Annotated in this window: 21 protein-coding genes; 14 read left to right on the top strand and 7 right to left on the bottom strand. The window is 57.2% G+C overall.

Annotated features, from left to right (window positions below; all coding sequences use genetic code 11):
- Positions 1-50: 50 nt before the first annotated feature.
- The gene (locus ACFO24_RS06870; RefSeq protein ID WP_377737653.1) at positions 51-344 is read right to left on the bottom strand and encodes a hypothetical protein; all 294 of its coding nucleotides are present in this window, start codon (positions 342-344) and stop codon (positions 51-53) included.
- On the opposite strand from ACFO24_RS06870, the gene dinG reads away from it, so the two are divergent.
- Positions 322-2,499, top strand: coding sequence for an ATP-dependent DNA helicase DinG (gene dinG / locus ACFO24_RS06865; RefSeq protein ID WP_377737652.1), 2,178 nt, complete (start codon positions 322-324; stop codon positions 2,497-2,499). The genes ACFO24_RS06870 and dinG overlap by 23 nt on opposite strands.
- Positions 2,500-3,306: 807 nt before the next feature.
- Here the strand turns inward: dinG and ACFO24_RS06860 are convergent.
- Positions 3,307-3,822: a Spy/CpxP family protein refolding chaperone gene (locus tag ACFO24_RS06860; protein WP_377737651.1), complete on the bottom strand. Its 516-nt coding sequence runs from the start codon at positions 3,820-3,822 to the stop codon at positions 3,307-3,309.
- A 224-nt stretch (positions 3,823-4,046) separates the two neighbouring features.
- Between ACFO24_RS06860 and ACFO24_RS06855 the strand changes: the two genes are divergently transcribed.
- The 6 genes from ACFO24_RS06855 to ACFO24_RS06830 all read left to right on the top strand — a co-directional run bounded on the left by ACFO24_RS06855 (position 4,047) and on the right by ACFO24_RS06830 (position 12,742).
- The gene (locus ACFO24_RS06855; RefSeq protein WP_377737650.1) at positions 4,047-5,081 is read left to right on the top strand and encodes a recombination-associated protein RdgC; all 1,035 of its coding nucleotides are present in this window, start codon (positions 4,047-4,049) and stop codon (positions 5,079-5,081) included.
- Between the two features lie 22 nt (positions 5,082-5,103).
- Positions 5,104-6,660: a type I restriction-modification system subunit M gene (locus ACFO24_RS06850; RefSeq protein ID WP_377737648.1), complete on the top strand. Its 1,557-nt coding sequence runs from the start codon at positions 5,104-5,106 to the stop codon at positions 6,658-6,660.
- On the top strand, positions 6,657-7,154 hold the full coding sequence (locus tag ACFO24_RS06845) for a BRO-N domain-containing protein (protein ID WP_377737647.1): 498 nt from the start codon (positions 6,657-6,659) through the stop codon (positions 7,152-7,154). Before ACFO24_RS06850 ends, ACFO24_RS06845 begins: the two co-directional genes overlap by 4 nt.
- Complete coding sequence (locus ACFO24_RS06840; protein WP_377737646.1) at positions 7,147-8,340, top strand: restriction endonuclease subunit S; 1,194 nt, start codon at positions 7,147-7,149, stop codon at positions 8,338-8,340. Before ACFO24_RS06845 ends, ACFO24_RS06840 begins: the two co-directional genes overlap by 8 nt.
- Positions 8,341-9,166: 826 nt before the next feature.
- On the top strand, positions 9,167-9,640 hold the full coding sequence (locus ACFO24_RS06835) for a transposase (RefSeq protein ID WP_377737645.1): 474 nt from the start codon (positions 9,167-9,169) through the stop codon (positions 9,638-9,640).
- Positions 9,641-9,643: 3 nt separating this feature from the next.
- Positions 9,644-12,742, top strand: a complete 3,099-nt coding sequence (locus ACFO24_RS06830; protein ID WP_377737644.1) for an HsdR family type I site-specific deoxyribonuclease — start codon at positions 9,644-9,646, stop codon at positions 12,740-12,742.
- Here the strand turns inward: ACFO24_RS06830 and cueR are convergent.
- A complete protein-coding gene (gene cueR / locus ACFO24_RS06825) occupies positions 12,739-13,161 on the bottom strand; it encodes a Cu(I)-responsive transcriptional regulator (RefSeq protein WP_377737643.1) in 423 nt (140 codons plus the stop codon). The two genes, ACFO24_RS06830 and cueR, sit on opposite strands and share 4 nt — an antisense overlap.
- A complete protein-coding gene (locus ACFO24_RS06820) occupies positions 13,148-13,345 on the bottom strand; it encodes a heavy-metal-associated domain-containing protein (protein WP_207575432.1) in 198 nt (65 codons plus the stop codon). Before ACFO24_RS06820 ends, cueR begins: the two co-directional genes overlap by 14 nt.
- A gap of 175 nt (positions 13,346-13,520) precedes the next feature.
- On the opposite strand from ACFO24_RS06820, the gene ACFO24_RS06815 reads away from it, so the two are divergent.
- A complete protein-coding gene (locus ACFO24_RS06815) occupies positions 13,521-15,143 on the top strand; it encodes a methyl-accepting chemotaxis protein (protein ID WP_417286495.1) in 1,623 nt (540 codons plus the stop codon).
- A 68-nt stretch (positions 15,144-15,211) separates the two neighbouring features.
- On the opposite strand, the gene gstA is transcribed toward ACFO24_RS06815, so the two are convergent.
- Entirely contained in the window at positions 15,212-15,820 is a 609-nt protein-coding gene (gene gstA, locus ACFO24_RS06810; RefSeq protein ID WP_207575430.1) for a glutathione transferase GstA, read from the bottom strand.
- A 216-nt stretch (positions 15,821-16,036) separates the two neighbouring features.
- On the opposite strand from gstA, the gene mnmG reads away from it, so the two are divergent.
- From mnmG to ACFO24_RS06785, 5 genes are all read left to right on the top strand, one after another.
- Positions 16,037-17,995, top strand: a complete 1,959-nt coding sequence (gene mnmG, locus ACFO24_RS06805; RefSeq protein ID WP_207575429.1) for a tRNA uridine-5-carboxymethylaminomethyl(34) synthesis enzyme MnmG — start codon at positions 16,037-16,039, stop codon at positions 17,993-17,995.
- Positions 17,992-18,666 (top strand): 16S rRNA (guanine(527)-N(7))-methyltransferase RsmG, encoded by a 675-nt coding sequence (gene rsmG / locus ACFO24_RS06800; RefSeq protein ID WP_377737641.1) that lies wholly within the window; start codon positions 17,992-17,994, stop codon positions 18,664-18,666. Before mnmG ends, rsmG begins: the two co-directional genes overlap by 4 nt.
- Positions 18,667-18,727: 61 nt before the next feature.
- A complete protein-coding gene (locus ACFO24_RS06795) occupies positions 18,728-19,498 on the top strand; it encodes a ParA family protein (RefSeq protein ID WP_377737640.1) in 771 nt (256 codons plus the stop codon).
- 77 nt (positions 19,499-19,575) lie between these two features.
- Entirely contained in the window at positions 19,576-20,142 is a 567-nt protein-coding gene (locus ACFO24_RS06790; RefSeq protein WP_377737639.1) for an RBBP9/YdeN family alpha/beta hydrolase, read from the top strand.
- Positions 20,129-21,034 carry a ParB/RepB/Spo0J family partition protein gene (locus ACFO24_RS06785; protein WP_377737638.1) on the top strand — a complete coding sequence of 302 codons (906 nt, stop codon included), beginning with the start codon at positions 20,129-20,131 and terminating at the stop codon, positions 21,032-21,034. The genes ACFO24_RS06790 and ACFO24_RS06785 overlap by 14 nt, the downstream gene beginning before the upstream one ends.
- Before the next feature lie 284 nt (positions 21,035-21,318).
- Here ACFO24_RS06785 and ACFO24_RS06780 read toward each other — a convergent pair whose 3' ends face one another.
- Together ACFO24_RS06780 and ACFO24_RS06775 are read right to left on the bottom strand one after the other, a co-directional pair.
- Positions 21,319-22,143, bottom strand: coding sequence for a hypothetical protein (locus tag ACFO24_RS06780; protein WP_377737637.1), 825 nt, complete (start codon positions 22,141-22,143; stop codon positions 21,319-21,321).
- A gap of 89 nt (positions 22,144-22,232) precedes the next feature.
- On the bottom strand, positions 22,233-22,847 hold the full coding sequence (locus ACFO24_RS06775) for a tetratricopeptide repeat protein (protein WP_377737636.1): 615 nt from the start codon (positions 22,845-22,847) through the stop codon (positions 22,233-22,235).
- 110 nt (positions 22,848-22,957) lie between these two features.
- On the opposite strand from ACFO24_RS06775, the gene ACFO24_RS06770 reads away from it, so the two are divergent.
- A complete protein-coding gene (locus ACFO24_RS06770; protein ID WP_377737635.1) occupies positions 22,958-23,845 on the top strand; it encodes a class I SAM-dependent methyltransferase in 888 nt (295 codons plus the stop codon).
- Positions 23,846-23,851: the final 6 nt, after the last annotated feature.

Below are 23,851 nucleotides of genomic sequence, written 5' to 3'. Positions count from 1 at the left end.
TTTTTAAAATCTTTATTTTGTATTTTTTATTATTAAATGAAGGCTGTTTTTCATGCTGTGTAACTTGCTTGCTGGCCGGGTTTTTGAAAAGAAATTTTCAGTTCTACACAGCGTGTTGATAAGGTTTTTTCATGTTTTAAAAAAAGCTGTTGGCCAAAACATCCACAGCATTTTGCATATCGCTCCACACTGCACTGGTATGGGTTTTGGGTGCCAAAAATACTGCATAAATAAAACACCATAAAATTTGCTACGACAACTTCTGTTTCAATCTTTATAAATCGGCCCACAGGGTCGAATTTTTTGTTTTTCCCTCCCCTTATGAGCACTTCCGCATGGGCCACGCACGCCCTCCAGGCCTTTGACAACGTGGTCGCCGCCCAAGCCCATTTGCGGCCCCGCGCTGGCCAGCGGGAGATGGCCGCCCAAGTGGCCCACACCTTTGCCCACGCCCACTTGGGCAAACCCACCGAGGGCGAAGACAGCACCCCTAACACTGCGGTGGCCCCCTCTATCGCCGTCATCCAAGCGGGCACCGGCGTGGGCAAATCCCTGGCCTACAGCGCCCCGGCCATTGCCATGGCCCTGCAGCGGGGCACGCGGGTGGTGATCTCCACCGCCACCGTGGCGCTGCAAGAGCAGCTGGTAAACAAAGACTTGCCCGCCCTGGCCGCACATTTGGGCCAGCCGTTTCGCTATGCCCTGGCCAAAGGGCGGGGGCGCTTTGTGTGCCAGCTCAAGCTTGAGCGCCTGGTCGGCTCCAGCGATTTGTACCCCGAAGAAGCCGATGATTTATTTGGCGAAACCTTGCCAACCAAGCCGGTGGCCCAGGCCGAACGCCAAGCCCAGCAACAGTTCTACGCCAGCATGGCCGAGGCCCTGGCCCAAGGCCGCTGGGACGGCGACCGCGACAGCCTGGACACGCCCCCCGCCCCCGAAGCCTGGAGCCCCGTGGCCGCCGAAGGCAGCTCCTGCACCGGGCGGCATTGCCCGGCGTTCCAAAGCTGCAGCTACTACGAGCGGCGCAAAGAGTTGGTCGCCGCCCAGGTCATCGTCGTCAATCACGACCTGCTGCTGTCCTCCCTGGGCGCACGCCTGCTGCCCGAGCTGGACAACTGCCTGCTGGTGCTGGACGAGGCCCACCACCTGCCCGCCACCGCCCTGGCGCAATTTGCCAACAGCATGGATTTGTCCCGCCTGCAGTGGCTGGACAAGCTCACCAGCCGGGCCTTGCGCATTGGCCAGCTGCTGGAAGTGGAAGAAATTGCCGACATCCCGCAGCACAGCAGCGGCTTGCGCCAAGCCATGGGGCAACTGGCCCAGGCCGCCATGGCGCAGTACGGCGAAACCCTGAAAAGCCCCGAGGCGCGCTTTGGCCCGGCCAGTGCCCGCATCCCCCGGGGCGTGCTGCCCGAAGCGCTCCTGCCGCCGCTGGAGGCCGTCTTGGCGCACAGCACGGGCTTGCTGGACGTTTTGCGCGCCATTGCCAAGGCCCTGCGCAGCACCATCAAAGAAACCCCGGACGAAGCCCCGCGCTTGGCCGCCCTGTACGCGCAATTGGGCAGCCTGGCCCCACGCCTGGAAGCGGTTTTTGCCACCACCGAGCTGCTGCTGCACACCCCCGCCCCCGGCCAAGCCCCTGCCGCCAAATGGTTCACCCTGGAAATGGATGGCGAATGGATCGCTCTGCAAGCCCACGCCAGCCCGATCCTGCCCGGCAGCACGCTGCGCCAGCATTTGTGGAGCCAAGTGCGCGGCGGGGTGCTGACCTCGGCCACGCTGACCAGTTGCGGCAGTTTTGATTTTTTTCTGCGCGAAGTGGGGCTGCACGACCTGCCCACACTGGCCACCTTGGAAGTGGCCAGCCCCTTTGACTACCCCAGCCAAGGCGTGCTGTGGGCCCACCACACCCAGGCCGACCCCAAGCACGCCGGCCCCTTTACCCAAGAGATGGTGCACACCTTGCTGCACGACTTGGCCAGCGTGCAGACCGGGGCCTTGGTGTTATTCACATCGAAAGAGCAAATGCGCCAGGCTGTGGATGCCTTGCCCAGTGCCCTGCGCTCCAAAGTCCTGGTGCAAAACACCATGCCGCGGTTTGCGCTGCTCAACAAGCACCGCGAGCAGGTTGAAGCCGGGCAAGCGTCAATCATTTTTGGCATGCAATCGTTTGGCGAAGGGCTGGACCTGCCCGGCGCGTTGTGCGCCAGCCTGTTCATCACCAAACTGCCCTTTGCCCCCCCAGACGACCCTGTGGGAGAGGCCCGGGCCGAATGGTTGCGCAGCAGCGGGCGCAATCCGTTTACCGATTTGGTCGTTCCGGCCACCGCCATCCGCTTGGCGCAATGGGTTGGGCGAGCCATTCGCACCGAGCACGACCAGGCCCAGGTGTATTGCTATGACCGGCGGCTGTGTGTCACCAGTTATGGCCAGCAAATTCAAAAAAGCTTGCCTGATTTTTCGTTCCAGCAGCGTTTTGCACAGCTTGCGCACAATTAATTTTTTCAAAAAAAATAGCAAGAAACCTTGGTTTTACAAGCAATTCCACTGAAAAATATTTTTCTTTTCGTTATTTACACAGATTATTCAAAGTGTTTTCACAGCACCGCGTTGTTTTGAACATTTTTCTGTTCAGCGTTTTGCTAGTTTTATTTTATTTATTTTAAATATTTAGTAGGTAATAGTAGTAAGGCTTGTCTTTTTGTGGATAAGCCTGTTTTTTTTATTTTTTTCATTGCATTAGCGCGCCGCCAACCATGGGGGCCTGGGCCCTGTTTGCGCAGGAACAAGGGCTGAACAATATTCAAGATCGTGAAAATTTTGTGGATAACCCAAGGTTGTTCGCTCAACGATGCACAGGCCCGTGCGGTCAAAAAATCAAAGCAAGTTATTGAAAATAAATAGTTTTGTTGCAATTTTCAGGCTGTGGATAGCCATTGCTGCACAGCAACTGGCCGTTTTCTGTCTGGCGTGCGCAAAACAAGGCCAGCACGGCTGGGGTGTTGGCTGCCACAACTATTCTTTATATTTAATATTGATAGATAGTAGTAATAGTAAGGCCCGCTGTTTTTGTGCATAACCCTCACTATTTTTTAAATTTCAATGGCTTACGCTTGGTCAAAGCCTGGGGTCAGCACGGCTGGCGGCGGTACCCGGAATGTGGGTAGATGGCTAAAAAATTTTTTCTCTGTGGACAAGGCGGTAGTTGATCGCCAACACACCACAGGCTTATCCACACGAATTTTTGGAAAAAGGGCATAAAAAAACAGGCCCGAAGGCCTGTTAAAAATGACACCCGCTGCCGCGTTAGCGCCAGTCACCCCGGTGCTTGCCCATCTGGCCGCGCCCTGCGTGGGGCAGGCTGTCAAAGGCTTTTTGCTGCTGCGCATTCAAGCTGGCGTAAAAGCTGCGCGTCGCCTGGTCACGTCGTTCGGCGTGTTTTTGGTGGCTGGTGCGCATTTGGGCCTTCCAGTCCAAGCGCTCTAAGGTGTTCATGTCTTTCGGATGTTTGGCCGGGGCCACGCGGGGTGGCGGTTGCATGGCGGCCACATAAGCCTCCCACTGGGCTTGTTGCTGGGGTTGCAGCTGCAAAAGATTTTTCTGGCGCTCCCAGTGCTGCTGCTGCTTTTCTTGGTGCCGTGCGTGGCGCTCAGCCTGATGCTGGGCAAAGCGCTCATGCGGCGCTGGCGCTTGGGTTTGGGTTTGGGTTTGGGTTTGGGCTGCAGGTGCAGCAGCGGGGCTGGCTTGGGCCATGGCTGTGGTGGCCAGCAGGCCAGAAAAACTGACCATAGCGGCCAGGCGCAGTACAGACGTGCGGTTCATGATCCATCCTTTCAAAGCAGGGACAAGAGAGAATAAAAGCTGCCAGAAAAAACAATTTCAGCTTTCGGGCAGTGCATGGCCGCTAGTGTGTCGGGCGCATGTAAGGTTTTGGTGTGGCTTTGCGGCGCTTAGGTAAAGTAGCGCAAAGCCTATTTAATTTGAATGAAAACAGGCAAAAACGCTTACCAATAAAGCGCAAGTAGCTATTTTTTTTATAAAGCAATATGTTTAAAAACATGGTGATGTACCGCATCGCGGCGCAATGGCAAGGCGATTTGGTGGCGGTGGAGCAGGCGTTGCAACAAGCGCTGTTCAGCCCTTGTTCGGCCACCCAAGAAGTGTCTGATGGCTGGGTGCCCCCCCGGGGCGAAGCCCATGGGGCCTTGGTGGAAAGCATTGGCGGGCAGTGGCTGCTGCGCTTTCACAGCGAAAGCAAAATCCTCCCGGCCAGCGTGGTGCAGCAACGGGTGCAGGACAAGTGCAGCGCCATTGAACGTGAATCGGGCCGCAAACCCGGCAAAAAAGAGCAGCGCGATCTCAAAGAAGAAGCCCGGCTGGACTTGCTGCCCCAGGCATTTACCAAGCAAAGCAGCGTCTGGGTGTGGATTGACCCGCAGGCGCATTTGCTGGTGGTCGATGCCAGCGCCCAGACCAAGGCCGATGCCGTGGTCAGCAGCTTGGTCGAGCATGTACCGGGCTTGGCCCTGGCCTTGATTGACACCCGCACCAGCCCTCAGGCGGCTATGGCGCAGTGGCTGCTAACGCACGAGGCCCCGGCGGAATTTTCGATTGACCAAAGCTGCGAGCTCAAAGCCAGCGATGACAGCAAAGCCGTGGTGCGCTACACCCGCCACCCTTTGGATATTGACGAAGTGCGCACCCATATTGCGCACGGCAAGCTGCCCACCCAACTGGCCATGACCTGGCAGGGGCGCGTCAGTTTTGTGCTGACCGAAGCGCTGCAGCTGAAGAAAATTATTTTTCAAGAGCCCGTACAAAGCGAGGGCCAAGACGAGGGCGGCCTGGATGCCGATATGGCCATCGCCACGGGCGAGCTGCGCTTGCTGGTGCCCGACTTGCTCGCCGCTTTGGACGGCGAAGGGCGCAGCCTGGGCTTAGAGGCCATGGAAAACACCACGGCCGCACCCCCCACGGCACCCGCTAAAACCCCACCGCGCCAAGGCAAGGACACCACCAATATCACCACCGGGCCAGGCCAAGCCCCCGTGGACACTGCGCCGAACGATGCGCCGTTTTAAGTTTTGACACCCATCCATCACCATGACCAGCACACAACAACGCGCAGAACTACAACGCCGCATTTGGCAAATTGCCAACGATGTCCGGGGGGCCGTCGATGGCTGGGACTTCAAGCAATACGTACTGGGCACGCTGTTCTACCGCTTTATCAGCGAGAACTTTGCCAGTTACATCGAGGGCGGCGATGACAGCATTCAATACGCCAAGCTGAACGATGCCGTCATCACGCCCGACATTCGTGATGACGCCATCAAAACCAAGGGCTACTTCATCTACCCCAGCCAGTTGTTTGCCAATGTGGCGGCCACGGCCAACACCAACGACAGCTTGAACACGCAGCTGGCAGACATTTTTAAATCCATCGAAGCCTCTGCCCAGGGCTACCCCTCCGAGCACGACATCCAAGGGCTGTTTGCCGACTTTGACACCACCAGCAACCGCCTGGGCAACACCGTGGCCGACAAAAACCGGCGCTTGGCGGCGGTGCTCAAGGGCGTGGCCGAGCTCAATTTTGGCGAGTTTGGCGACAACCAAATTGACCTATTTGGCGATGCGTATGAGTTTTTGATCTCCAACTACGCTGCCAATGCGGGCAAATCGGGGGGCGAGTTTTTTACGCCCCAGCACGTCTCCAAGCTGATTGCGCAGCTGGCCATGCACAAGCAAACCCGCATCAACAAAATTTATGACCCGGCCTGCGGATCGGGATCGCTGCTGCTGCAGGCCAAAAAACACTTTGACGCGCACATCATTGAAGACGGTTTTTTTGGGCAAGAACTCAACCACACCACGTACAACCTGGCGCGGATGAACATGTTTTTGCACGATGTGAATTACGACAAATTCAACATCGCGCTGGGCGACACCCTGGAAAACCCCCAGTTTGCTTACGACGAGCCGTTTGATGCCATCGTCTCCAACCCGCCGTACTCGGTGAAATGGATTGGCAGCGACGACCCCACGCTGATCAACGACGACCGCTTTGCCCCGGCCGGCGTGCTGGCCCCCAAGTCCAAGGCCGACATGGCGTTTGTGATGCACGCGCTCAGCTACCTGTCTGGCAAAGGGCGGGCGGCGATTGTGTGCTTTCCGGGCATCTTCTACCGGGGCGGGGCGGAGCAAAAAATCCGCAAATACCTGATTGATAACAACTATGTAGAAAGCGTGATTGCCCTGGCGCCCAATCTGTTTTTTGGCACCACCATTGCCGTGAACATCCTGGTGCTGTCCAAACACAAGATGGATACCACCACCCAGTTTGTTGATGCCAGCGGTTTGTTCAAAAAAGAGACCAACAACAACGTGCTGCTGGATGAGCACATGGCGCAAATCATGGCCGTGTTTGACAGCAAGGCCAACGTGGAGCACTTCGCCCAATCGGTGCCCCTGGAAAAAATTGCCGCCAACGACTACAACCTGTCGGTCAGCAGCTATGTCGAGGCCAAAGACACCCGCGAAGTGGTGGACATTGCCCAGCTCAATGCCGAACTGAAAACCACGGTGGCCAAGATTACCCAACTGCGTGCAGAGATTGATGCCATCGTGGCGGAGATAGAAGGCGAGGAGCAGCCGGCATGAGCGACGCACCCAGCAAGATCAAATTGTTTGAGTCCAACCGGATTCGTTCTCAATGGGATGACGAAGCACAGACTTGGTGGTTTTCTGTGGTGGATGTGATTGGTGCTTTAACAGAAAGCACAAACCCAACGGACTACTTAAAAAAACTGCGTAAACGCGATGCGTTGCTGGGCAGCTACCTGGGGACAAATTGTCCCCAGGTAGCTATGCAGACCGAATCAGGCAAGCTGCGTAAAACCTTGGCAGCCAGTACGGAGCAGCTTTTGCGCATTGTTCAGTCCATCCCCTCCCCCAAGGCTGAACCCTTCAAGCTCTGGCTGGCCCAGGTGGGCGCACAAACGGCCAAGGCCGCCCGCCTGCAATTGGAAAAAAGCACGGGGCGCAAAGTGGTCAGCCCCCGCAATGCCAAACAACTGGGCACGCAGCAAGCCCCAGAAAAACCGCTATTGCCAGCGGCAGCGCCGGATGCGCCCAAGGAGAACGACGATGCGTGAAATGGGTTTTATGGAAAAGCTGCTGGATGGGGTGGAAGTTGAATGGACGGCTATCAATGAAGTTCTGAATATGCGTGCAGGACAACACATTTCAGCTAGCAACATAAATGATTATCCAGACGACGAATATCAATACCCTTGTTTCGGTGGAAATGGAGTTCGCGGCTTTGTCAAATATAACAGTCATGACGGAAAATATTTGCTTATCGGTCGGCAGGGGGCTTTGTGTGGCAATGTTCAACGCACTGATGGTAAGTTTTATGCAACGGAACATGCAGTTGTAGTGAGCTCAAAACGGGCTATAAATCTTGATTGGGCATTTCATCTACTGACAATGATGAATCTTAACCAATATGCATCTAAATCTGCTCAGCCAGGTTTGGCCGTTGGGAAAATTCAAAGCTTAAAAATCCCCATCCCCTGCCCCAAAAACCCCAAAAAATCCCTTGAAATCCAGGCTGAAATCGTTCGCATTCTGGACGCAATGACCGCCCATACCGCTGAGCTTACCGCTGAGCTTACCGCGCGTAAAAAGCAATATGACTATTACCGGGATAAGTTGTTGAGTTTTGAGGAGGGGGAGGTGGAGTGGAGGACTTTTGGGGAGGTGGCCAATATCCAGCGCGGGGCATCTCCTAGACCAATTGCAAAATATATAACTGATGATGCAGATGGTGTACCTTGGATCAAGATTGGCGACACTTCACCCGGTTCAAAATATGTAAACGGCACCGCTCAAAAGATTACGACGACAGGCGCAAAAATGTCCCGTATTCTTAATAAGGGTGATTTTATAATATCCAACTCCATGAGTTTTGGGAGACCTTATATTTTGAATATTAAAGGGGCTATCCACGATGGATGGGCATCTATCAGTGGCTTCAGCAAAACACTAAACTCTGATTATTTGTATCACTATCTCGCATCGAATGCAGTTCAGAACTACTGGGTAAGCAAGATCAACAGCGGTTCAGTTAGTAATTTGAATGCAGACATCATTAAAACCTTACCTTTGCCTATTCCAACTATCTCTGAGCAAAAGCAGATTGCAACACTACTTGATAAATTCGACGCTTTAACATCCTCCCTCACTGAAGGCTTGCCCCGTGAAATAGAGCTGCGCCAAAAACAATACGCCTATTACCGCGACAAGCTGTTGAGCTTTCCCGCTGCGCAAGCTGAATAAAGCCTGAGTGGCAGGGAATTTTATGCATGTTTTTGGCCTCTAGCGCTTGCTGTGCCTGCGCAAGCAGCTATTGTTTTTATTTAACAAAACCCGTAGAGGTATGCGGGCAGGGCGAACACACAGGTTCGCCCCTACGGATGGTTGAACGAACATGCACGGGGCCAACCCGTAGGGGCAGACCTGCGTGTCTGCCCTTGTACCCCAGACACCCGCCCGGTGCCATAGACCATGGGTATGCGGGCAGGGCGAACACACGGGTTCGCCCCTACGGATGGTTGAACGAACATGCACGGCCAACCCGTAGGGGCAGACCTGCGTGTCTGCCCTTGTACCCCAGACACCCGCCCGGTGCCATAGACCATGGGTATGGGGGCAGGGCGAACACACAGGTTCGCCCCTACGGATGGTTGAACGAACATGCACGGGGCCAACCCGTAGGGGGGCAGACCTGCGTGTCTGCCCTTGTACCCCAGACACCCGCCCGGTGCCATAGACCATGGGTATGCGGGCAGGGCGAACACACAGGTTCGCCCCTACGGATGGTTGAACGAACATGCACGGCCAGCCCGTAGGGGCAGACCTGCGTGTCTGCCCTTGTACCCCAGACACCCGCCCGGTGCCATAGACCATGGGTATGGGGGCAGGGCGAACACACGGGTTCGCCCCTACGGGATTCTGCCCCTGCTACCGCAATAAATACGGACGAATAAACAACATGATATTTGACCCTGCTATTCATCACCGCCGCTCCATTCGGTTGCGGGGGTACGATTATTCGCAGGCTGGGGCGTATTTCGTTACGATCTGCACCCAGGATCGTACTTGTTTGTTCGGTGAGCCTCTTGATGGTGAAATGCGATTGAATGAGGCAGGGAAAATGGTAGAACGATGGTCTATTGAATTGGAAAATAAATTTCCAGATATTCAGTGTGATGCATTTGTTTGTATGCCCAACCATGTGCATTTTATTGTCGTCACCGTAGGGGCAGACCTGCGTGTCTGCCATGGAAATATCCACCCCAGCAATATCTACCCAGACGGCATAAAAAAGGGCGAACACACAGGTTCGCCCCTACAGCGCCTGGTGCAATGGTTTAAAACAATGACAACCAACGAATACATCCGGGGCGTTAAAAATCAGCAATGGCCGCCATTCAACAAAAAATTATGGCAGCGCAATTATTGGGAACATATTATCCGTGATGAAGAATCGTTAAATCGTATTCGGCAATACATTATTGATAATCCCTTGCACTGGACGATAGATAGCCTGCACCCAGCCCACAATACCAAGGAATAGCCGATGACCGACTATAAAACCATTGCCGAATCCAAAAACTTTATTGTTCTGGATAAATACACTGCAGAATGGAAAGCGGCCGAAGGCTACCAAACCGAAGAAGCCCTAGAGCGTGAGCTAATTCAAGATTTGGTGAACCAAGGCTATGAGTTTGTGCCTGGCCTGAATGCGCCGGAAAAGCTGCTGGCCAATGTGCGCGTGCAATTGCAGGCGCTGAACAATGTGCAGTTTACGGATGCGGAATGGCAGCGCTTTGTGAGCAACTGGCTGGACAAGCCCAGCGAAGGCATTGTGGACAAAACGCGCAAAGTGCATGACGACTATGTGCATGACTTTGTGTTTGACGATGGCCACATTCAAAATATTTATCTGTTCGACAAAAAGCACATTGCCCGCAACAAGCTGCAGGTGATTAAGCATTTTGAGCAAACCGGCAGCCATGCCAACCGCTATGACGTGACGATTTTGGTCAATGGCTTGCCACTGGTGCAGGTGGAATTAAAGAAGCGCGGTGTGGCCATTCGCGAAGCGTTCAACCAAGTACACCGCTACAGCAAAGAGAGCTTTAACAGCGATAACTCGCTGTTCAAATACCTGCAGTTGTTTGTGATCTCGAATGGCACGGACAGCCGTTACTTTGCCAATACCACCCAGCGCAATAAAAACAGCTTTGATTTCACCATGCACTGGGCCAAGTCAGACAATACGCTGATTAAAGATTTAAAAGACTTTACCGCCACTTTTTTGCAAAAGCACACCTTGCTGAATGTGCTGCTGCATTATTCGGTGTTTGATGTCAGCGATACGTTGTTGGTGATGCGCCCCTACCAGATTGCCGCCACGGAGCGCATTTTGTGGAAGATCAAAAGCAGCTTTGAGGCCAAAAACTGGAGCACCGTGGAAAGTGGCGGCTTTGTTTGGCACACCACTGGTTCCGGCAAAACACTGACCAGCTTTAAGGCGGCGCGGCTGGCTACTGCGCTGGACTTTATTGACAAGGTGTTTTTTGTGGTGGACCGCAAAGACCTGGACTACCAGACCATGAAGGAGTACCAGCGGTTTTCGCCCGATAGCGTTAATGGTTCGGACAGCACGGCGGGCTTAAAGCGCAATTTGGACAAGGACGACAACAAAATCATTGTCACCACCATCCAAAAGCTCAACAACCTGATGAAGAGCGAGGCCGATCTGCCCATTTACGGCAAGCAGGTGGTGTTTATTTTTGACGAGTGCCACCGCAGCCAGTTTGGTGAGGCGCAGAAAAACCTGAAGAAAAAATTCAAGCGGTTTTGCCAGTTTGGTTTTACCGGCACGCCCATCTTTCCGCAAAACGCCCTGGGGGCCGAAACGACGGCCAGCGTGTTTGGCCGCGAGCTGCATGCGTATGTGATTACCGATGCGATTCGCGATGAGAAGGTGCTCAAGTTCAAGGTGGACTACAACGATGTGCGCCCGCAGTTCAAGGCCATTGAAAGCGAGCAGGACGAAAAGAAACTGAGCGCCTTTGAAAACAAGCAGGCCCTGCTGCACCCGGAGCGTATTCGCGAGATTGCGCAGTACATCCTGACCCACTACCGCCAAAAAACCCACCGCCTGCACCCCGGCGCCAAGGGCTTTAACGCCATGTTTGCGGTCAGCAGTGTGGATGCGGCCAAGGCGTATTACGAGTGCTTCAAAGCACTGCAAACCGGCAATGACAAGCCGCTGCGCGTGGCGACCATCTTCTCGTTTGCCGCCAATGAAGAGCAGGATGCCATTGGCGATATTCAGGATGAAAGCCTGGACACCTCGGCCATGAACCGCAGCGCCAAGGAGTTTTTGGATGCCGCCATTGCGGATTACAACGCGCTGTTCAAAACCAATTTCAGCGTGGATAGCAACGGCTTTCAAAACTATTACCGCGATCTGGCCAAGCAGGTGAAAGCCCAAGAGATTGATTTGCTGATCGTGGTGGGCATGTTCCTCACAGGTTTTGATGCGCCCCGGCTGAACACGCTGTTTGTCGATAAAAACCTGCGCTACCACGGGCTGATGCAGGCGTATTCGCGCACCAACCGCATTTATGACGCGACCAAGACCTTTGGCAACATCGTCACCTTTCGCGATTTGGAGCAGGCCACGGTGGATGCCATCACCTTGTTTGGCGACAAAAACACCAAAAACGTGGTGCTGGAGAAAAGCTACCAGGAGTACATGGAAGGCTTTACCGATATCGCCACGGGAGTGGCTCGGCGGGGCTTTATCGAGGTGGTGCAAGAGCTAGAAGAGCGCTTTCCTGACCCGGCAGCGATTGAAACGGAGGCCGACAAAAAAGCCTTTGCCAAGCTGTTTGGCGAGTATTTGCGCCTGGAAAACGTGCTGCAAAACTACGATGAATTTGCCAGCCTGAAGGCTTTGCAGCAGGTGGATTTGACCGATGCCGCCGCCGTGGAGGCGTTCAAGGCCCAGCACTATCTGAGCGATGAGGATGTGCAGGCGCTGCAAGCCGTCACCCTGCCGCCTGAGCGCAAGGTGCAGGATTACCGCTCTACCTACAACGACGTGCGCGACTGGCAGCGCGGGCAGAAGCAGGGGGAAGACAAGGCTGCCTCCACCATTGATTGGAGCGATGTGGTGTTTGAGGTGGATTTGCTCAAATCCCAAGAGATCAATCTGGATTACATCTTGGGTTTGATTTTTGAAAACAACCAACAACGCCAAGACAAAACAGCGCTGCTGGAAGATGTGCGCCGCGCAATCCGCGCCAGCATTGGCAACCGCGCCAAAGAAGGGTTGGTGGTGGACTTTATCCAGCAGACCAACTTAGACCCCATTGGCGACAAAGCCAGCGTGATTGAAGCGTTTTTTACGTTTGCCCAGGCCGAGCTACAGCGCGAAGCCCAAGCCTTGATTGATGAGGAACAGCTCAATGCCGCTGCGGCCAAGCGCTACATCAGCACCTCTCTTAAACGCGAATTTGCCAGCGACAACGGCACCGAGCTGAATGCGGTGCTGCCCAAAATGAGTCCGCTGAACCCGCAGTACCTGACCAAAAAGCAAACCGTGTTTCAGAAGATCGCCGCGTTTGTGGAGAAATTTAAAGGGGTGGGCGGGGCGCTTTAAAGCGGTGAGCCCAAATCGTCCAGGATGGGGCAGTCCGGGCGTTCGTCGCCTTTGCAGCAGGACACCAGCGCTTGCAGGCTGCGCTGCATGGCTTGCATGGCGGCGATGCGTTCGTTGAGTTGGTGGATGTGTGCCTGGGCAATGTGCTTGACCTGGGCGCTGGCCCGCAGTTTGTCGCGCCACAGGGCCAAGAGTTGGCGGATTTCTTCTATAGAAAAGCCCAAATCGCGGCAGCGGCGGATAAAGCGCAGGGTGTGCACATCGTTGGCGGTGTACTGGCGGTAGCCGCTGTCGGTGCGGGCCACTTCGGGGAGCAGCCCCAGCGCCTCGTAATGGCGCACCATCCGTGCCGATACCCCTGCCCGCGTTGCCGCTGTGCCAATGGGAACCGGCCAGGTCCACGGTTTAGGCGACGGCATAGCCTTCTTCAGCGATGGCGGCGGCCAGGGCCTCGCGGCTGGCATGCTCGGATTGCACGACCACCTTGTTGGCGGGGCGATCAATCTGAATGTGCGCCTGGGCATCCACCCCGTGCAGGGCTTGTTGCACTGCGCGTTCGCAGTGGCCGCAGGTCATGCCGGTGACAGTAAAAATGTGTTCCATGGGTTTTCCTCTTTCAAAATATTGCAACAAGCCTAGGATGGTGCTCCTTTGCACCATGTCAAGGTCAAGCGTTATTCTTGCAATAATTGTTCACAAATTGGCTGTCAATAGCCCCTGACTTTTTTATCTGCCAGCGCAGTTTTTATGCAAAAAAACCGATAAAGAAGGTGTTTTTATGAATTTAATGGCCTTGATACGCATGTTTACCATTCGATTTCGGATGGAAGGCGCCATTGGCGTGGTCTTGTTGCTGTTAGGTTTGCTCGGTGGCGTTGGCATGTGGAGCATGCTGCGCATTCATGACTTGCACCAAGACTTTATGCAAGTGCCCTGGCAGCAAAACCAGCAATTGCAGCAAATGCAAAGCAAACTGGATGCGTTGCAATTGAAAGAAAAAGAGGTGCTCATCACCTTCTCGCGCAGTGCCAATCTGGATGATTCGTATAGCCAATGGAAGGCAGGCGTGCAGGCCGTGCAGGGACAGATGCAGCAAATCAGCCAAACCATGGAGGCCAGCCAGAAAACCAATCTTGAAAAATTGGGCCAATCGGTGCAAGCCTATGTCGATGGCTTTGGCCCATTGGTGCAAAGTTTGCAAGCCAACCCTTATGTGAGTGTGGAAGAAACCTTGGAAGCGGCGAATGTGCCCTACCAACACCTGCTGGCTGCCCAGCAAGCCTTGGGCGCTTTGCAAATGCAATTGCAGGAACAGGCCCAAGCCTTTGAGGCCAAAGGGGCCTCGGTGAAGGATGAGGCGCAATGGCTGTTTTTGGCGGCGGTGTTGCTCACTTTGCTGGTGGTGGGGCCACTGACGTGGATGAATATGCTGGCCATTTGCCGCCCTCTGGCCCAGGCGCAAAAACTGGCCAAAGCCATTGCCATGGGGGATTTAACCCAAAGCATTGATAGCACGGGGAAAGACGAAGTGGCCGATTTGCAAAGAGATTTGCAAGCCATGCAAAGCAATTTGGCCCAGCTGGTGGGGCAAGTGCAATTGGCCAGCAACAGCATTGCCATTGCGAGCCAAGAAATTGCCAGCGGCAATACCGATTTGTCTTCGCGCACGGAGCAAACGGCCAGCAACTTGCAGCAAACGGTGGCTTCACTGGAGGAGCTGACCAGCACGGTGCAGCAAACGGCGGATGCGGCAGGCCAGGCCAACCAACTGGCCGCAGTGGCTTCGCAAACAGCGGGGCAGGGCGGGGCGGTGGTGCAAGGGGCGGTGGTCAGCATGCAAGAGATTGCCGATTCCAGCCGCCGCATTGCCGACATCATTGGCCTGATTGATTCCATTGCGTTTCAGACCAACATCTTGGCCTTGAATGCAGCGGTTGAGGCGGCCCGCGCCGGCGAGCAGGGCCGGGGCTTTGCGGTGGTGGCGGGGGAGGTGCGCTCTTTGGCGCACCGCAGCGCAGATGCCGCCAATGAGATTAAAAAGCTGATTGGCACCAGTGTTGCCGCCGTGGATGGTGGGGTGCGCAATGCGCAAGATGCGGGCACGACCATGCAAGAGATCGTCAGTGGCATTGAAAAGGTGGTGGGCATCATTCGCGACATCACTGCGACCGCCAATGAGCAATCCAGCGGTATTGCCGAAGTGAACCAGGCCGTGGGCCATATTGACCAAATGACCCAGCAAAATGCCGCTTTGGTCGAGCAGTCTGCGGCGGCAGCCCAGTCGCTGAACGAGCAGGCGCAACGCCTGGCCCAAGTGGTGGGGCAATTTAAATTGGCCGCCGGCCAGGGCCGGGCCACCAGCCAGCCGGGGCCAGCAGCGGCACCTTACCTGCTGCAGTGATGCTGCTGGCAGCCAGGCATAAAAAAAGGTTCCACGTGGAACCTTTTTTTATGCAGTGGCGGGTGGGATTACTTCAGCAGTCCCTCGGCTTTCAGTGCCGCTTGTACGCCAGGGCGGGCAGCAACGCGGGCCAGGTAAGCCTGCAGGTTGGCAAACCCAGACAAATCGACACCAACAAATTTGCCCCAGTTGGAGACGGTGAACAAATACGCATCGGCCACGCTGAAGGCATCGCCCAGCACATAGTCTTTGCCGGCCAGTTGCTCATTCACCCAGGTGAAACGTTGCAACAGGCGCTGCTTGACGGTGGGCTTGAAGTCTTCCGGGGTGCCGGGCACGAACAAGGGCGAGAAGCCTTTGTGCAATTCGGTGCCAATGAAGTTGAGCCATTCCAGGGCGCGGTAGCGCTGCATGCTGCCCACGGGGCCGATCAGGCCTTTGTCTGGGGCTTGGTCGGCCAGGTATTGGCTGATGACCGGGCCTTCGCGCAGGGTTTGGCCATCGTCCAAGACCAAGAAGGGCACGTAGCCCAGCGGGTTGATGGTGTAAAAATCGGTGCCATCGGCCAGCTGGTGGGTTTTGGTGCTGGCCACAATGGCTTCGACGGCCAAGCCCGCTTCGCAGGCAACGATATGGGGTGCGAGGGAGCAAGCGCCGGGGCTGTAATAGAGTTTCATGGTGCAGGGCAAAGGTGGTTGATAAGCGTGGCATCGTAGAACTTTTTCAAGGCCTTGGCCGCATTGTCACTATCTGCAAAAAGTGCGAAAGAATGGGAAAATCGCTGGTTTTTCTTGCGCCAACAGTGTTTTAACGCACCTCCCTTTTTCTATTTTTTATCCCTGGCGCAACAGGGCTGTGCCGTACAACGCGGCCTTGGTTTGGAGTTTTTAATCATGCTGTACCCCCAAGAATTTGATGTCATCGTGGTCGGTGGTGGCCACGCTGGCACCGAGGCCGCCCTGGCCGCCGCTCGCATGGGCTGTAAAACCCTGCTGCTTACCCACAATATTGAAACCCTCGGGCAAATGAGTTGCAACCCTTCGATTGGGGGGATTGGCAAAGGCCATTTGGTCAAAGAGGTCGATGCCATGGGCGGTGCCATGGCCCTGGCGACTGATAAAGCGGGCATTCAATTTCGTATTTTGAACAGCTCCAAAGGCCCGGCCGTGCGGGCCACCCGTGCCCAGGCCGACCGGATTTTGTACAAGGCGGCCATCCGCGAGATGCTGGAGAACCAGCCCAACCTGTGGCTGTTTCAGCAGGCCGTGGATGATTTGCTGGTCGAGGGCGATCGCGTGGTGGGTGCGGTGACGCAAATTGGTATCCAGTTTCGTGCTCGTGCCGTGGTGCTGACCGTGGGGACGTTTTTGGACGGAAAAATCCACGTTGGCCTGCGCAACCACGAAGGCGGCCGCGCGGGCGACCCCCCTTCCATGGGCTTGTCCGCACGCTTGAAAGAATTGAAGTTGCCCCAGGGCCGCTTGAAAACGGGCACGCCGCCGCGCATTGATGGCCGCAGCATTGACTTTAGCCAGTGCTCCGAGCAGCCCGGCGATGGCATGCCCGGCGGCGTGAATGAGGGGGTGCTGCCAGTGTTCAGCTACCGGGGCCATGCCAGCATGCACCCGCAGCAAATGCCGTGCTGGGTGACGCACACCAACCAGCAGACGCACGACATCATTCGCAGCGGCTTTGACCGCAGCCCCATGTTCACCGGCAAAATCGAAGGCGTGGGGCCGCGCTATTGCCCCAGCGTGGAAGACAAAATCAACCGTTTTGCCGACAAAGACAGCCACCAGATTTTCTTGGAGCCCGAAGGGCTGACGACCAACGAGTATTACCCCAACGGCATTTCGACCAGCTTGCCCTTTGATATTCAGTACGCGCTGGTGCGTTCGATCAAAGGGCTGGAAAACGCCCACATCCTGCGCCCTGGCTATGCGATTGAGTACGACTATTTCGATCCGCGCGAGCTGAAAAGCAGTTTTGAAACACGCCAAATTCAAGGTCTGTTTTTTGCTGGGCAAATCAATGGCACCACCGGCTACGAAGAGGCTGCGGCCCAGGGCATGTTTGCCGGGATTAATGCCGGCCTGCAAGTGCGTGGCCAGGGCCCCTGGCTGCCGCGCCGCGATGAGGCGTATTTGGGCGTGCTGATTGACGACCTGATTACCAAAGGCGTGACCGAGCCCTACCGCATGTTTACCAGCCGGGCCGAGTTCCGCTTGCAGCTGCGCGAAGACAACGCCGATATGCGCCTGACCGAAGTGGGGCGCAGCCTGGGCGTGGTGGCCGATGCCCAGTGGGATTTGTTCAACCGCAAGCGCGATGCGGTGGCGCGTGAAACCGAGCGGCTCAAAGCCACGTGGGTGAACCCGCGCATCCTGCCGCAGAGTGAAGCCGAGCGGGTGCTGGGCAAGGGCATTGACCACGAATACAACCTGTTCGATCTGCTGCGCCGCCCCGGCGTGGATTACACCAGCCTGTTGGGCATGGACGATGGCAAATACGCCAGCGCCGATGTTTCACGTGAAACCTTGGGCGATTTGCAGGCGGCAGTGGTGGAGCAGGTGGAGATTGCCGCCAAGTATTCCGGCTACATCGACCGCCAAAAAGAAGAGGTGCAGCGGGCGGCGCATTACGAGAGTCTGAAGCTGCCGGCCGATTTGGATTACATGCAAGTGGCTGCGCTGTCGATTGAGGTGCGGCAAACGCTGCAAAAGCACCGCCCTGAAACCCTGGGCCAGGCCTCGCGCATTTCTGGGGTGACCCCGGCGGCGGTGTCGCTGCTGATGATTCACCTGAAAAAAGGCGGCTTTAAAGGCTTTGCCGTGGCGCAGGTGCAGGCATGAAGCCCGCAGCGTCGCATCATGATTTGGCGGCCACCTTGCAGGCTGGTGTGCAGGCTTTGGGCTTGAGCTTGAGCAGCGCCCAGCAGCAAAGCTTGTTGGATTTTTTAGACCTGCTGCAAAAGTGGAACAAGGTGTACAACCTGACGGCGGTGCGCAACCCGCAGGAAATGCTCACCCACCATTTGCTTGACAGCTTGGCGGCGGTGCCCGCCTTGCAGCGCCATTTGGCCACCCAGCCTGGGGCTGCGCGGCTGTTGGATGTGGGCTGTGGCGGCGGCTTGCCCGGCGTGGTGTTTGCCATTTGCTGCCCGCAGCTGACGGTGCATTGCGTGGATACCGTGGCCAAAAAAGCGGCCTTTATCCAGCAGGCGGCGGCCAGTTTGCATTTACCCAATTTGACAGGCATCCATGCCCGGGTGGAGTCGCTGACCGGCCCTTATGCGGTGGTGAGCAGCCGGGCTTTTGCTGCGCTGGCCGACTTTACGGCCTGGTCGCGCTCGGCCATTGCGGCCGATGGGGTGTGGCTGGCGATGAAGGGCAAACAGCCCGATGATGAAATCGCAGCCCTTGATGCCCAGATTGCCCAGGTGTTTCACGTGGAACCTTTGACCGTGCCTGGCCTGGATGCACAGCGTTGCATTGTTTGGTTGCGCCCCGTGCGGGCGGCGTAATTTAAATTCAGGCGCTGATTTACACTAGCCGCCATTTTTGACATTCGGTTAGGGACGTTGCATGGCCAAGGTTTTTTGTATTGCCAACCAAAAGGGCGGAGTCGGTAAAACCACCACGGCGGTGAATTTGGCCGCAGGCTTGGCCAAAATTGGCCAGCGGGTTTTGTTGGTTGATTTGGATCCGCAGGGCAACGCCACCATGGGTGCCGGCGTGGACAAGCGGACTTTGGCCCTGAGCGTGTACGACGTGTTGCTGGAATCGGCCAGCGTGGCCGAGGCGGCGGTGCGCTCTGAACCATGCGGGTTTTCTGTGCTGGGGGCCAACCGGGAGCTCAGCGGTGCCGAGATTGAGCTGGTCACCCTGGAGCGGCGCACCGAGCGCCTGAAAGCGGCTTTGGCGCAGGCCGATCGCGATTTTGATTTTGTGCTGATTGACTGCCCGCCCAGCCTGTCCATGCTGACGCTGAACGGACTGTGCGCGGCGCATGGCGTGATCGTGCCCATGCAGTGCGAATATTTTGCGCTGGAGGGGCTGACCGATTTGGTGAACACCATCAAGCAGGTGCATGCCAATATGAATCCTGACCTGCAAATCATCGGCCTGCTGCGCGTGATGTTTGACCCGCGCACCACGCTGCAGCAGCAGGTGAGCGATCAGCTCAAAGAGCATTTTGGCGACAAGGTGTTCAACAGCGTGATTCCGCGCAATGTGCGCCTGGCCGAAGCGCCCAGCTACGGTTTGCCCGGTGTGGTGTTTGACCCTTCGGCCAAGGGCAGCAAAGCGTTTATTGAGTTTGCCCAGGAAATGGTGCAGCGCATTCAAAAAATGTAATAGCAGTTTGCGCTTTATTCTTCAGTTATTTTTAGTGTTTTTATCTTTTAATCGTTTAAATTTCAGCGGTAACAGCTATGAATAAAGAGTATTCGGTCTTGCTTTTGCCCGGTTGGCAAAACTCCGATGCCGACCATTGGCAAAGCCGCTGGGAGCAGGCGCACGGCTACCAGCGGGTGCAGCAGCACAATTGGCAGCAGCCCCTGCGTGGCGATTGGACGGTGCAATTGAATGAAGCCGTGCTGGCCGCTCCCGCCCCGGTGGTGCTGGTGGCGCACAGCCTGGGTTGCATCTTGACGGCCTGGTGGGCCCGCCATGCGCCGCCCGCAGTGGTGGGCAAAGTGCAGGCGGCCCTGTTGGTGGCACCGGGCGATGTCGAGCAAGCCGACCTGCGCCAGAACCTGCCTGGCTGGGTGCCCATTGCCCGCCAGCGTTTGCCGTTTGCGGCGGTGGTGGTCGGTAGCCAAAATGACCCCTATTGCCGCTTAGAGCGGGCCCAGCAGCTGGCCGCCGATTGGGGCGCGCAGTGGGTGGATGCCGGTGCGGCCGGCCATATCAATAGCGCCAGCCAGCTGGGCGATTGGCCGCAGGGCCACGCGCTATTGCAAGATTTAGTAAAGGACAGTGTTCATGGCAAGCGCTAAACCCAAAGGTTTGGGCCGGGGGCTGGAAGCCTTGTTAGGCCCCAAAGTGAGTGAGGCCAGCCCGGCCGCGGCCTCCGATGCCCCTTCCACACTGCCCCTCACCGCCCTGGTGCCCGGCCAATACCAGCCGCGCACGCGCATGGACGAGGGCGCGTTGTACGAGCTGGCCGAAAGCATTCGCGCCCAGGGCATCATGCAGCCCATTTTGGTGCGCAAGCTGGGCGCGGGGCCGCAGGCTGGGCAGTACGAAATCATTGCTGGGGAACGCCGTTTTCGCGCTGCCACCTTGGCGGGATTGACCGACGTGCCCGTGCTGGTGCGCGATGTGCCCGACGAGGCCGCCGCCGCCATGGCCTTGATTGAAAACATTCAGCGCGAAGACCTCAACCCGCTGGAAGAGGCCCAGGGCCTGCAGCGCCTGGTGCACGAGTTTGGCCACACGCACGAGCAAGCGGCGGCCGCAGTGGGGCGCAGCCGTTCGGCGGCCAGCAATTTGCTGCGCCTGCTGCACCTGGCCGAGCCGGTGCAAACCATGCTCATCGCCGGGGACATTGACATGGGCCATGCCCGGGCGCTGCTGAGTTTGGACAAGGCCGAGCAAATCACCACCGCCAACCAAGTGGCGGCGCGCAAGCTGTCGGTGCGCGAGACCGAGGCGCTGGTGAAAAAAGTTGCTGCCGGGGACGACGGCCGCAGCCCCAGCGCCCGCAGTGCGGCGGCCAAATCGGGCGATGTGCTGCGCGTGGAGGAGGAGCTGTCCGACCTGCTCATGGCCCAAGTGGAGGTGCGCCTGAAAAAATCGGGCAAGCAGCAAACCGGAGAGGTGGCCATTGCATTTGGCTCGCTGGAGGTGCTCAATGGGCTGATCGAGCGCTTGCGCCAGTGCCCATAGGCGCTTGGCGCTGCCCATAAAAAAACCTTCGCAGAGTGGCGAAGGTTTTTTTATGTTCCACGTGGCCGCTGCATGGCACAGCGGCCAACACGGGGGTGGGGCTTAGAACGTGTTCACGATCTCCTCATGGGTGTGCGGGCGCGGCTTCGGGCGGTCTGCGTCGTTGCAAATCCTCGCAATAGCCAAGCTATTGCTGTGGTTTGCGCCTCGCAATCCATCCCGAACCGCATCCCCCACACCTTCATTCGAGATCATGAACACGTTCTTAGAACGTGAACACGTTCTTACTTGCCCACTTTCAGCTGGCCACCACGGCCCAGACCGCCTTTGACTTCCTGGGCTTTGTAGTTGCGCAGGGACACCACCATGTTGTTGTAGGCATCCATGAATGCAGCGACGGTGGCTTTGCCTTCGGGCGAGCGCGAGAAGCCACCCAGGCCGGCACCACCGGCACCACCCAGCGCACCCATGGCGGCGCCAAAGTTGGTGGCCGTGGCGTTGCCCTCAGAGATGGAGATTTGCACGCCAGAACGGATGTCGAACATGCTCAAGGTCACGACCGAAGCCTTGCTCTGCATGGCACCACCGATGGCCGCGCCCACGCTGCCGAACAGGCCACCCACACCGGCGGCCATGCCACCGACGGCATCGTTGTCAATGATGATGGACGGCTCCAGGTAGTAATCGGCGGCCACGCGCTGGCCTTTTTGCTGTTTGGAGCCGGCACGGAACTCGCCAGAGTTGCGCTGCTTATCGGTGATGGCGGAGAGCTTGCTCTCGGTGCGGCCACTGCCGATGGAGGTGATCACAAAGCAGTTCGATTGCTGCACGGCCAGGCGGATGAGGGGCTCAATGGTGGTGATTTTGGTGGCTGCGCCAAAGCTGCCGTACCACTCTTTGTCGCGACCATCGTCCACCGCCAGGGTGCCCAGGGGCGCATCGCAGCGCTCCAGCGACGGGTTGGCATTGACGCTGCTGGCACCACCGGCGGCACCGGTGGAGGCGGTGGCGGCGTTGCCAGTGGTAATGCTGCCACCACCGGGGGTGACACAGGCTGTCAAAGCCAAAGTGGAGAGCAGAGCCAGAAGACGCAGGGAAGGTTTACGCATGAAGAGTGCTTTCTTTCTAATTGCCAAAGATCAAAACAAAGGGAATGGGGGGAGGCGATGCACATTGGTGCGCATGGCACCAACGCACATCAGTAGCGCTGCCAGCCGTTGTGGCCCCAGTGCCAGTAATAGGGGGAGGGCGTAGATTGCATCCAGCGCTCCCAATCCTTGCGTGCCTGTTCACGCGCTTGGTATTGTGCCTGCTCGTCGTTCTTGATTTTTTCAGCCTGGGCCAGCAGCTTGCGGGCTTGGGCACTGCCTTGGGCGGCGGCGCGGCTGAGCCATTGCTGGGCTTCGGCGGCATCGCTGCCCATCTCGGCAACGCCCGAGAGGTACAAACGCCCCAGCAGCAGCTGGGCATCTACCAGATTTTGTTCTCCGGCCTTGCGCAGCCATTCCAGGCCCTGGTAGCTGTTGTGCGGCACGCCGTCACCCCGCATCAGGCGCAGCCCCAGATCGTAGGCCGCATGGGGGCTGTTTTCGGCCAAGGCTTCCAGTTGCTGCAGTCGCAGCTGGGCCTGTGCTTCGTGGGCGCTGGGTGCTGCCTGGGGCAGTGCGGCGCTGCGCGGCTGATCGGTGCAGCTGTTGCCTGTGCAGATGCGTACGGTCTCTGGGGTGGTAACTTGCGATTGTGGTGTTTGTGCCGCGCAGCCTGCCAAAATCAGGGCGCATGCCGCTCCAGTCCAGAATAGTAGGGATCGCATGGGGCAGTCTTTCCTATGGCTTAAATAGATCGGGAGCATAGGGGAAAACTATAGATCGTGGCAATCCTTCCTACTATGGCACACGTATTTTTTTGCGAAAGCATTCAACGATGAAAACCTCTTTTTGGCAGCGCGGGGTGCTGTCCTTGGTCTGGCCTTTGCCCGCGCTGCTGGTCTGGGGTGGCGCTTGGTTGTTGTTTGTCGGTGGGCAGCGCTGGCTGCCTTGGTGGGCTGCCGCTGGTTTGGCGGTAGTGTTCAGTGTCGGTGCCAGCCTGTGGGGCAGTACCTGGTGGCGGCGGGGCTGGATTGCGGCGGGGTTTCCGCTGTCGTTTGCGGTGCTGGTGGCGGGCAGCTTGCCTGGCTGGGGCTGGCTGCTGCTGCTGGGCGGCCTGTTGCTGGTCTATCCCTTGAATGCCTGGCGCGATGCGCCGATTTTTCCCACGCCTGCCGGGGCGTTGCAGGGACTGGCAGCACAGTTGGCGCTGCCGCCGGGGGCCAAGGTGCTGGATGCCGGTTGCGGCCTGGGCGATGGCCTGCGGGCTTTGCGCCAGGCCTGGCCGCAGGCGCGCATTCACGGGGTGGAATGGAGCTGGGTGCTGCGCTGGGCCTGCGCCCTGCGCTGCCCCTGGGCCAGCGTGCGCCAGGGCAATATGTGGGTGGCCGACTGGGGGCCTTACCACCTGGTGTATTTATTTCAACGGCCAGAGAGCATGAGCCGGGCCGCGGTGAAATCCATGGCAGAAATGCCACCTGGGGCCTGGCTGGTCAGTTTGAACTTTCCCTTGCCCGATACCCCGCCCACCCTCAGCGCCAGCTTGCCCGATGGCCGGGTGGTGTATGCCTACCAATGCCCCATTGCCAGCATGGATGCGCAAGAAATTGCTGCCCACGAAGCCGCTGGCCACACGGCGGCGCTGACCCCCGACGGCGTGATGGTGCGCGGCCAGCGCCTGTACCCCTTGCCCCGCCGCCCGGGCGGACGGCGGCGTTCCACGTGAAACCGT

The organism is Comamonas denitrificans (assembly GCF_042654745.1).
Taxonomy (GTDB): Bacteria; Pseudomonadota; Gammaproteobacteria; order Burkholderiales; family Burkholderiaceae_C; genus Comamonas; species Comamonas denitrificans.
Note: the sequence above shows the minus strand (reverse complement) of the source record. Positions and strands in the feature narration are given on the sequence as shown.

Excerpts from the sequence above, each read along its gene's own strand:
- ACFO24_RS06850 (WP_377737648.1), top strand. The coding sequence starts at position 5,104 with ATGACCAGCACACAACAACGCGCAGAACTACAACGCCGCATTTGGCAA.
- ACFO24_RS06790 (WP_377737639.1), top strand. The coding sequence starts at position 19,576 with ATGAATAAAGAGTATTCGGTCTTGCTTTTGCCCGGTTGGCAAAACTCC.
- ACFO24_RS06795 (WP_377737640.1), top strand. The coding sequence starts at position 18,728 with ATGGCCAAGGTTTTTTGTATTGCCAACCAAAAGGGCGGAGTCGGTAAA.
- ACFO24_RS06855 (WP_377737650.1), top strand. The coding sequence starts at position 4,047 with ATGTTTAAAAACATGGTGATGTACCGCATCGCGGCGCAATGGCAAGGC.
- rsmG (WP_377737641.1), top strand. The coding sequence starts at position 17,992 with ATGAAGCCCGCAGCGTCGCATCATGATTTGGCGGCCACCTTGCAGGCT.
- ACFO24_RS06815 (WP_417286495.1), top strand. The coding sequence starts at position 13,521 with ATGAATTTAATGGCCTTGATACGCATGTTTACCATTCGATTTCGGATG.
- mnmG (WP_207575429.1), top strand. The coding sequence starts at position 16,037 with ATGCTGTACCCCCAAGAATTTGATGTCATCGTGGTCGGTGGTGGCCAC.
- gstA (WP_207575430.1), bottom strand. The coding sequence starts at position 15,820 with ATGAAACTCTATTACAGCCCCGGCGCTTGCTCCCTCGCACCCCATATC.
- ACFO24_RS06830 (WP_377737644.1), top strand. The coding sequence starts at position 9,644 with ATGACCGACTATAAAACCATTGCCGAATCCAAAAACTTTATTGTTCTG.
- ACFO24_RS06770 (WP_377737635.1), top strand. The coding sequence starts at position 22,958 with ATGAAAACCTCTTTTTGGCAGCGCGGGGTGCTGTCCTTGGTCTGGCCT.
- cueR (WP_377737643.1), bottom strand. The coding sequence starts at position 13,161 with ATGCCGTCGCCTAAACCGTGGACCTGGCCGGTTCCCATTGGCACAGCG.
- ACFO24_RS06860 (WP_377737651.1), bottom strand. The coding sequence starts at position 3,822 with ATGAACCGCACGTCTGTACTGCGCCTGGCCGCTATGGTCAGTTTTTCT.
- ACFO24_RS06840 (WP_377737646.1), top strand. The coding sequence starts at position 7,147 with ATGCGTGAAATGGGTTTTATGGAAAAGCTGCTGGATGGGGTGGAAGTT.
- dinG (WP_377737652.1), top strand. The coding sequence starts at position 322 with ATGAGCACTTCCGCATGGGCCACGCACGCCCTCCAGGCCTTTGACAAC.
- ACFO24_RS06785 (WP_377737638.1), top strand. The coding sequence starts at position 20,129 with ATGGCAAGCGCTAAACCCAAAGGTTTGGGCCGGGGGCTGGAAGCCTTG.
- ACFO24_RS06780 (WP_377737637.1), bottom strand. The coding sequence starts at position 22,143 with ATGCGTAAACCTTCCCTGCGTCTTCTGGCTCTGCTCTCCACTTTGGCT.
- ACFO24_RS06775 (WP_377737636.1), bottom strand. The coding sequence starts at position 22,847 with ATGCGATCCCTACTATTCTGGACTGGAGCGGCATGCGCCCTGATTTTG.
- ACFO24_RS06845 (WP_377737647.1), top strand. The coding sequence starts at position 6,657 with ATGAGCGACGCACCCAGCAAGATCAAATTGTTTGAGTCCAACCGGATT.
- ACFO24_RS06820 (WP_207575432.1), bottom strand. The coding sequence starts at position 13,345 with ATGGAACACATTTTTACTGTCACCGGCATGACCTGCGGCCACTGCGAA.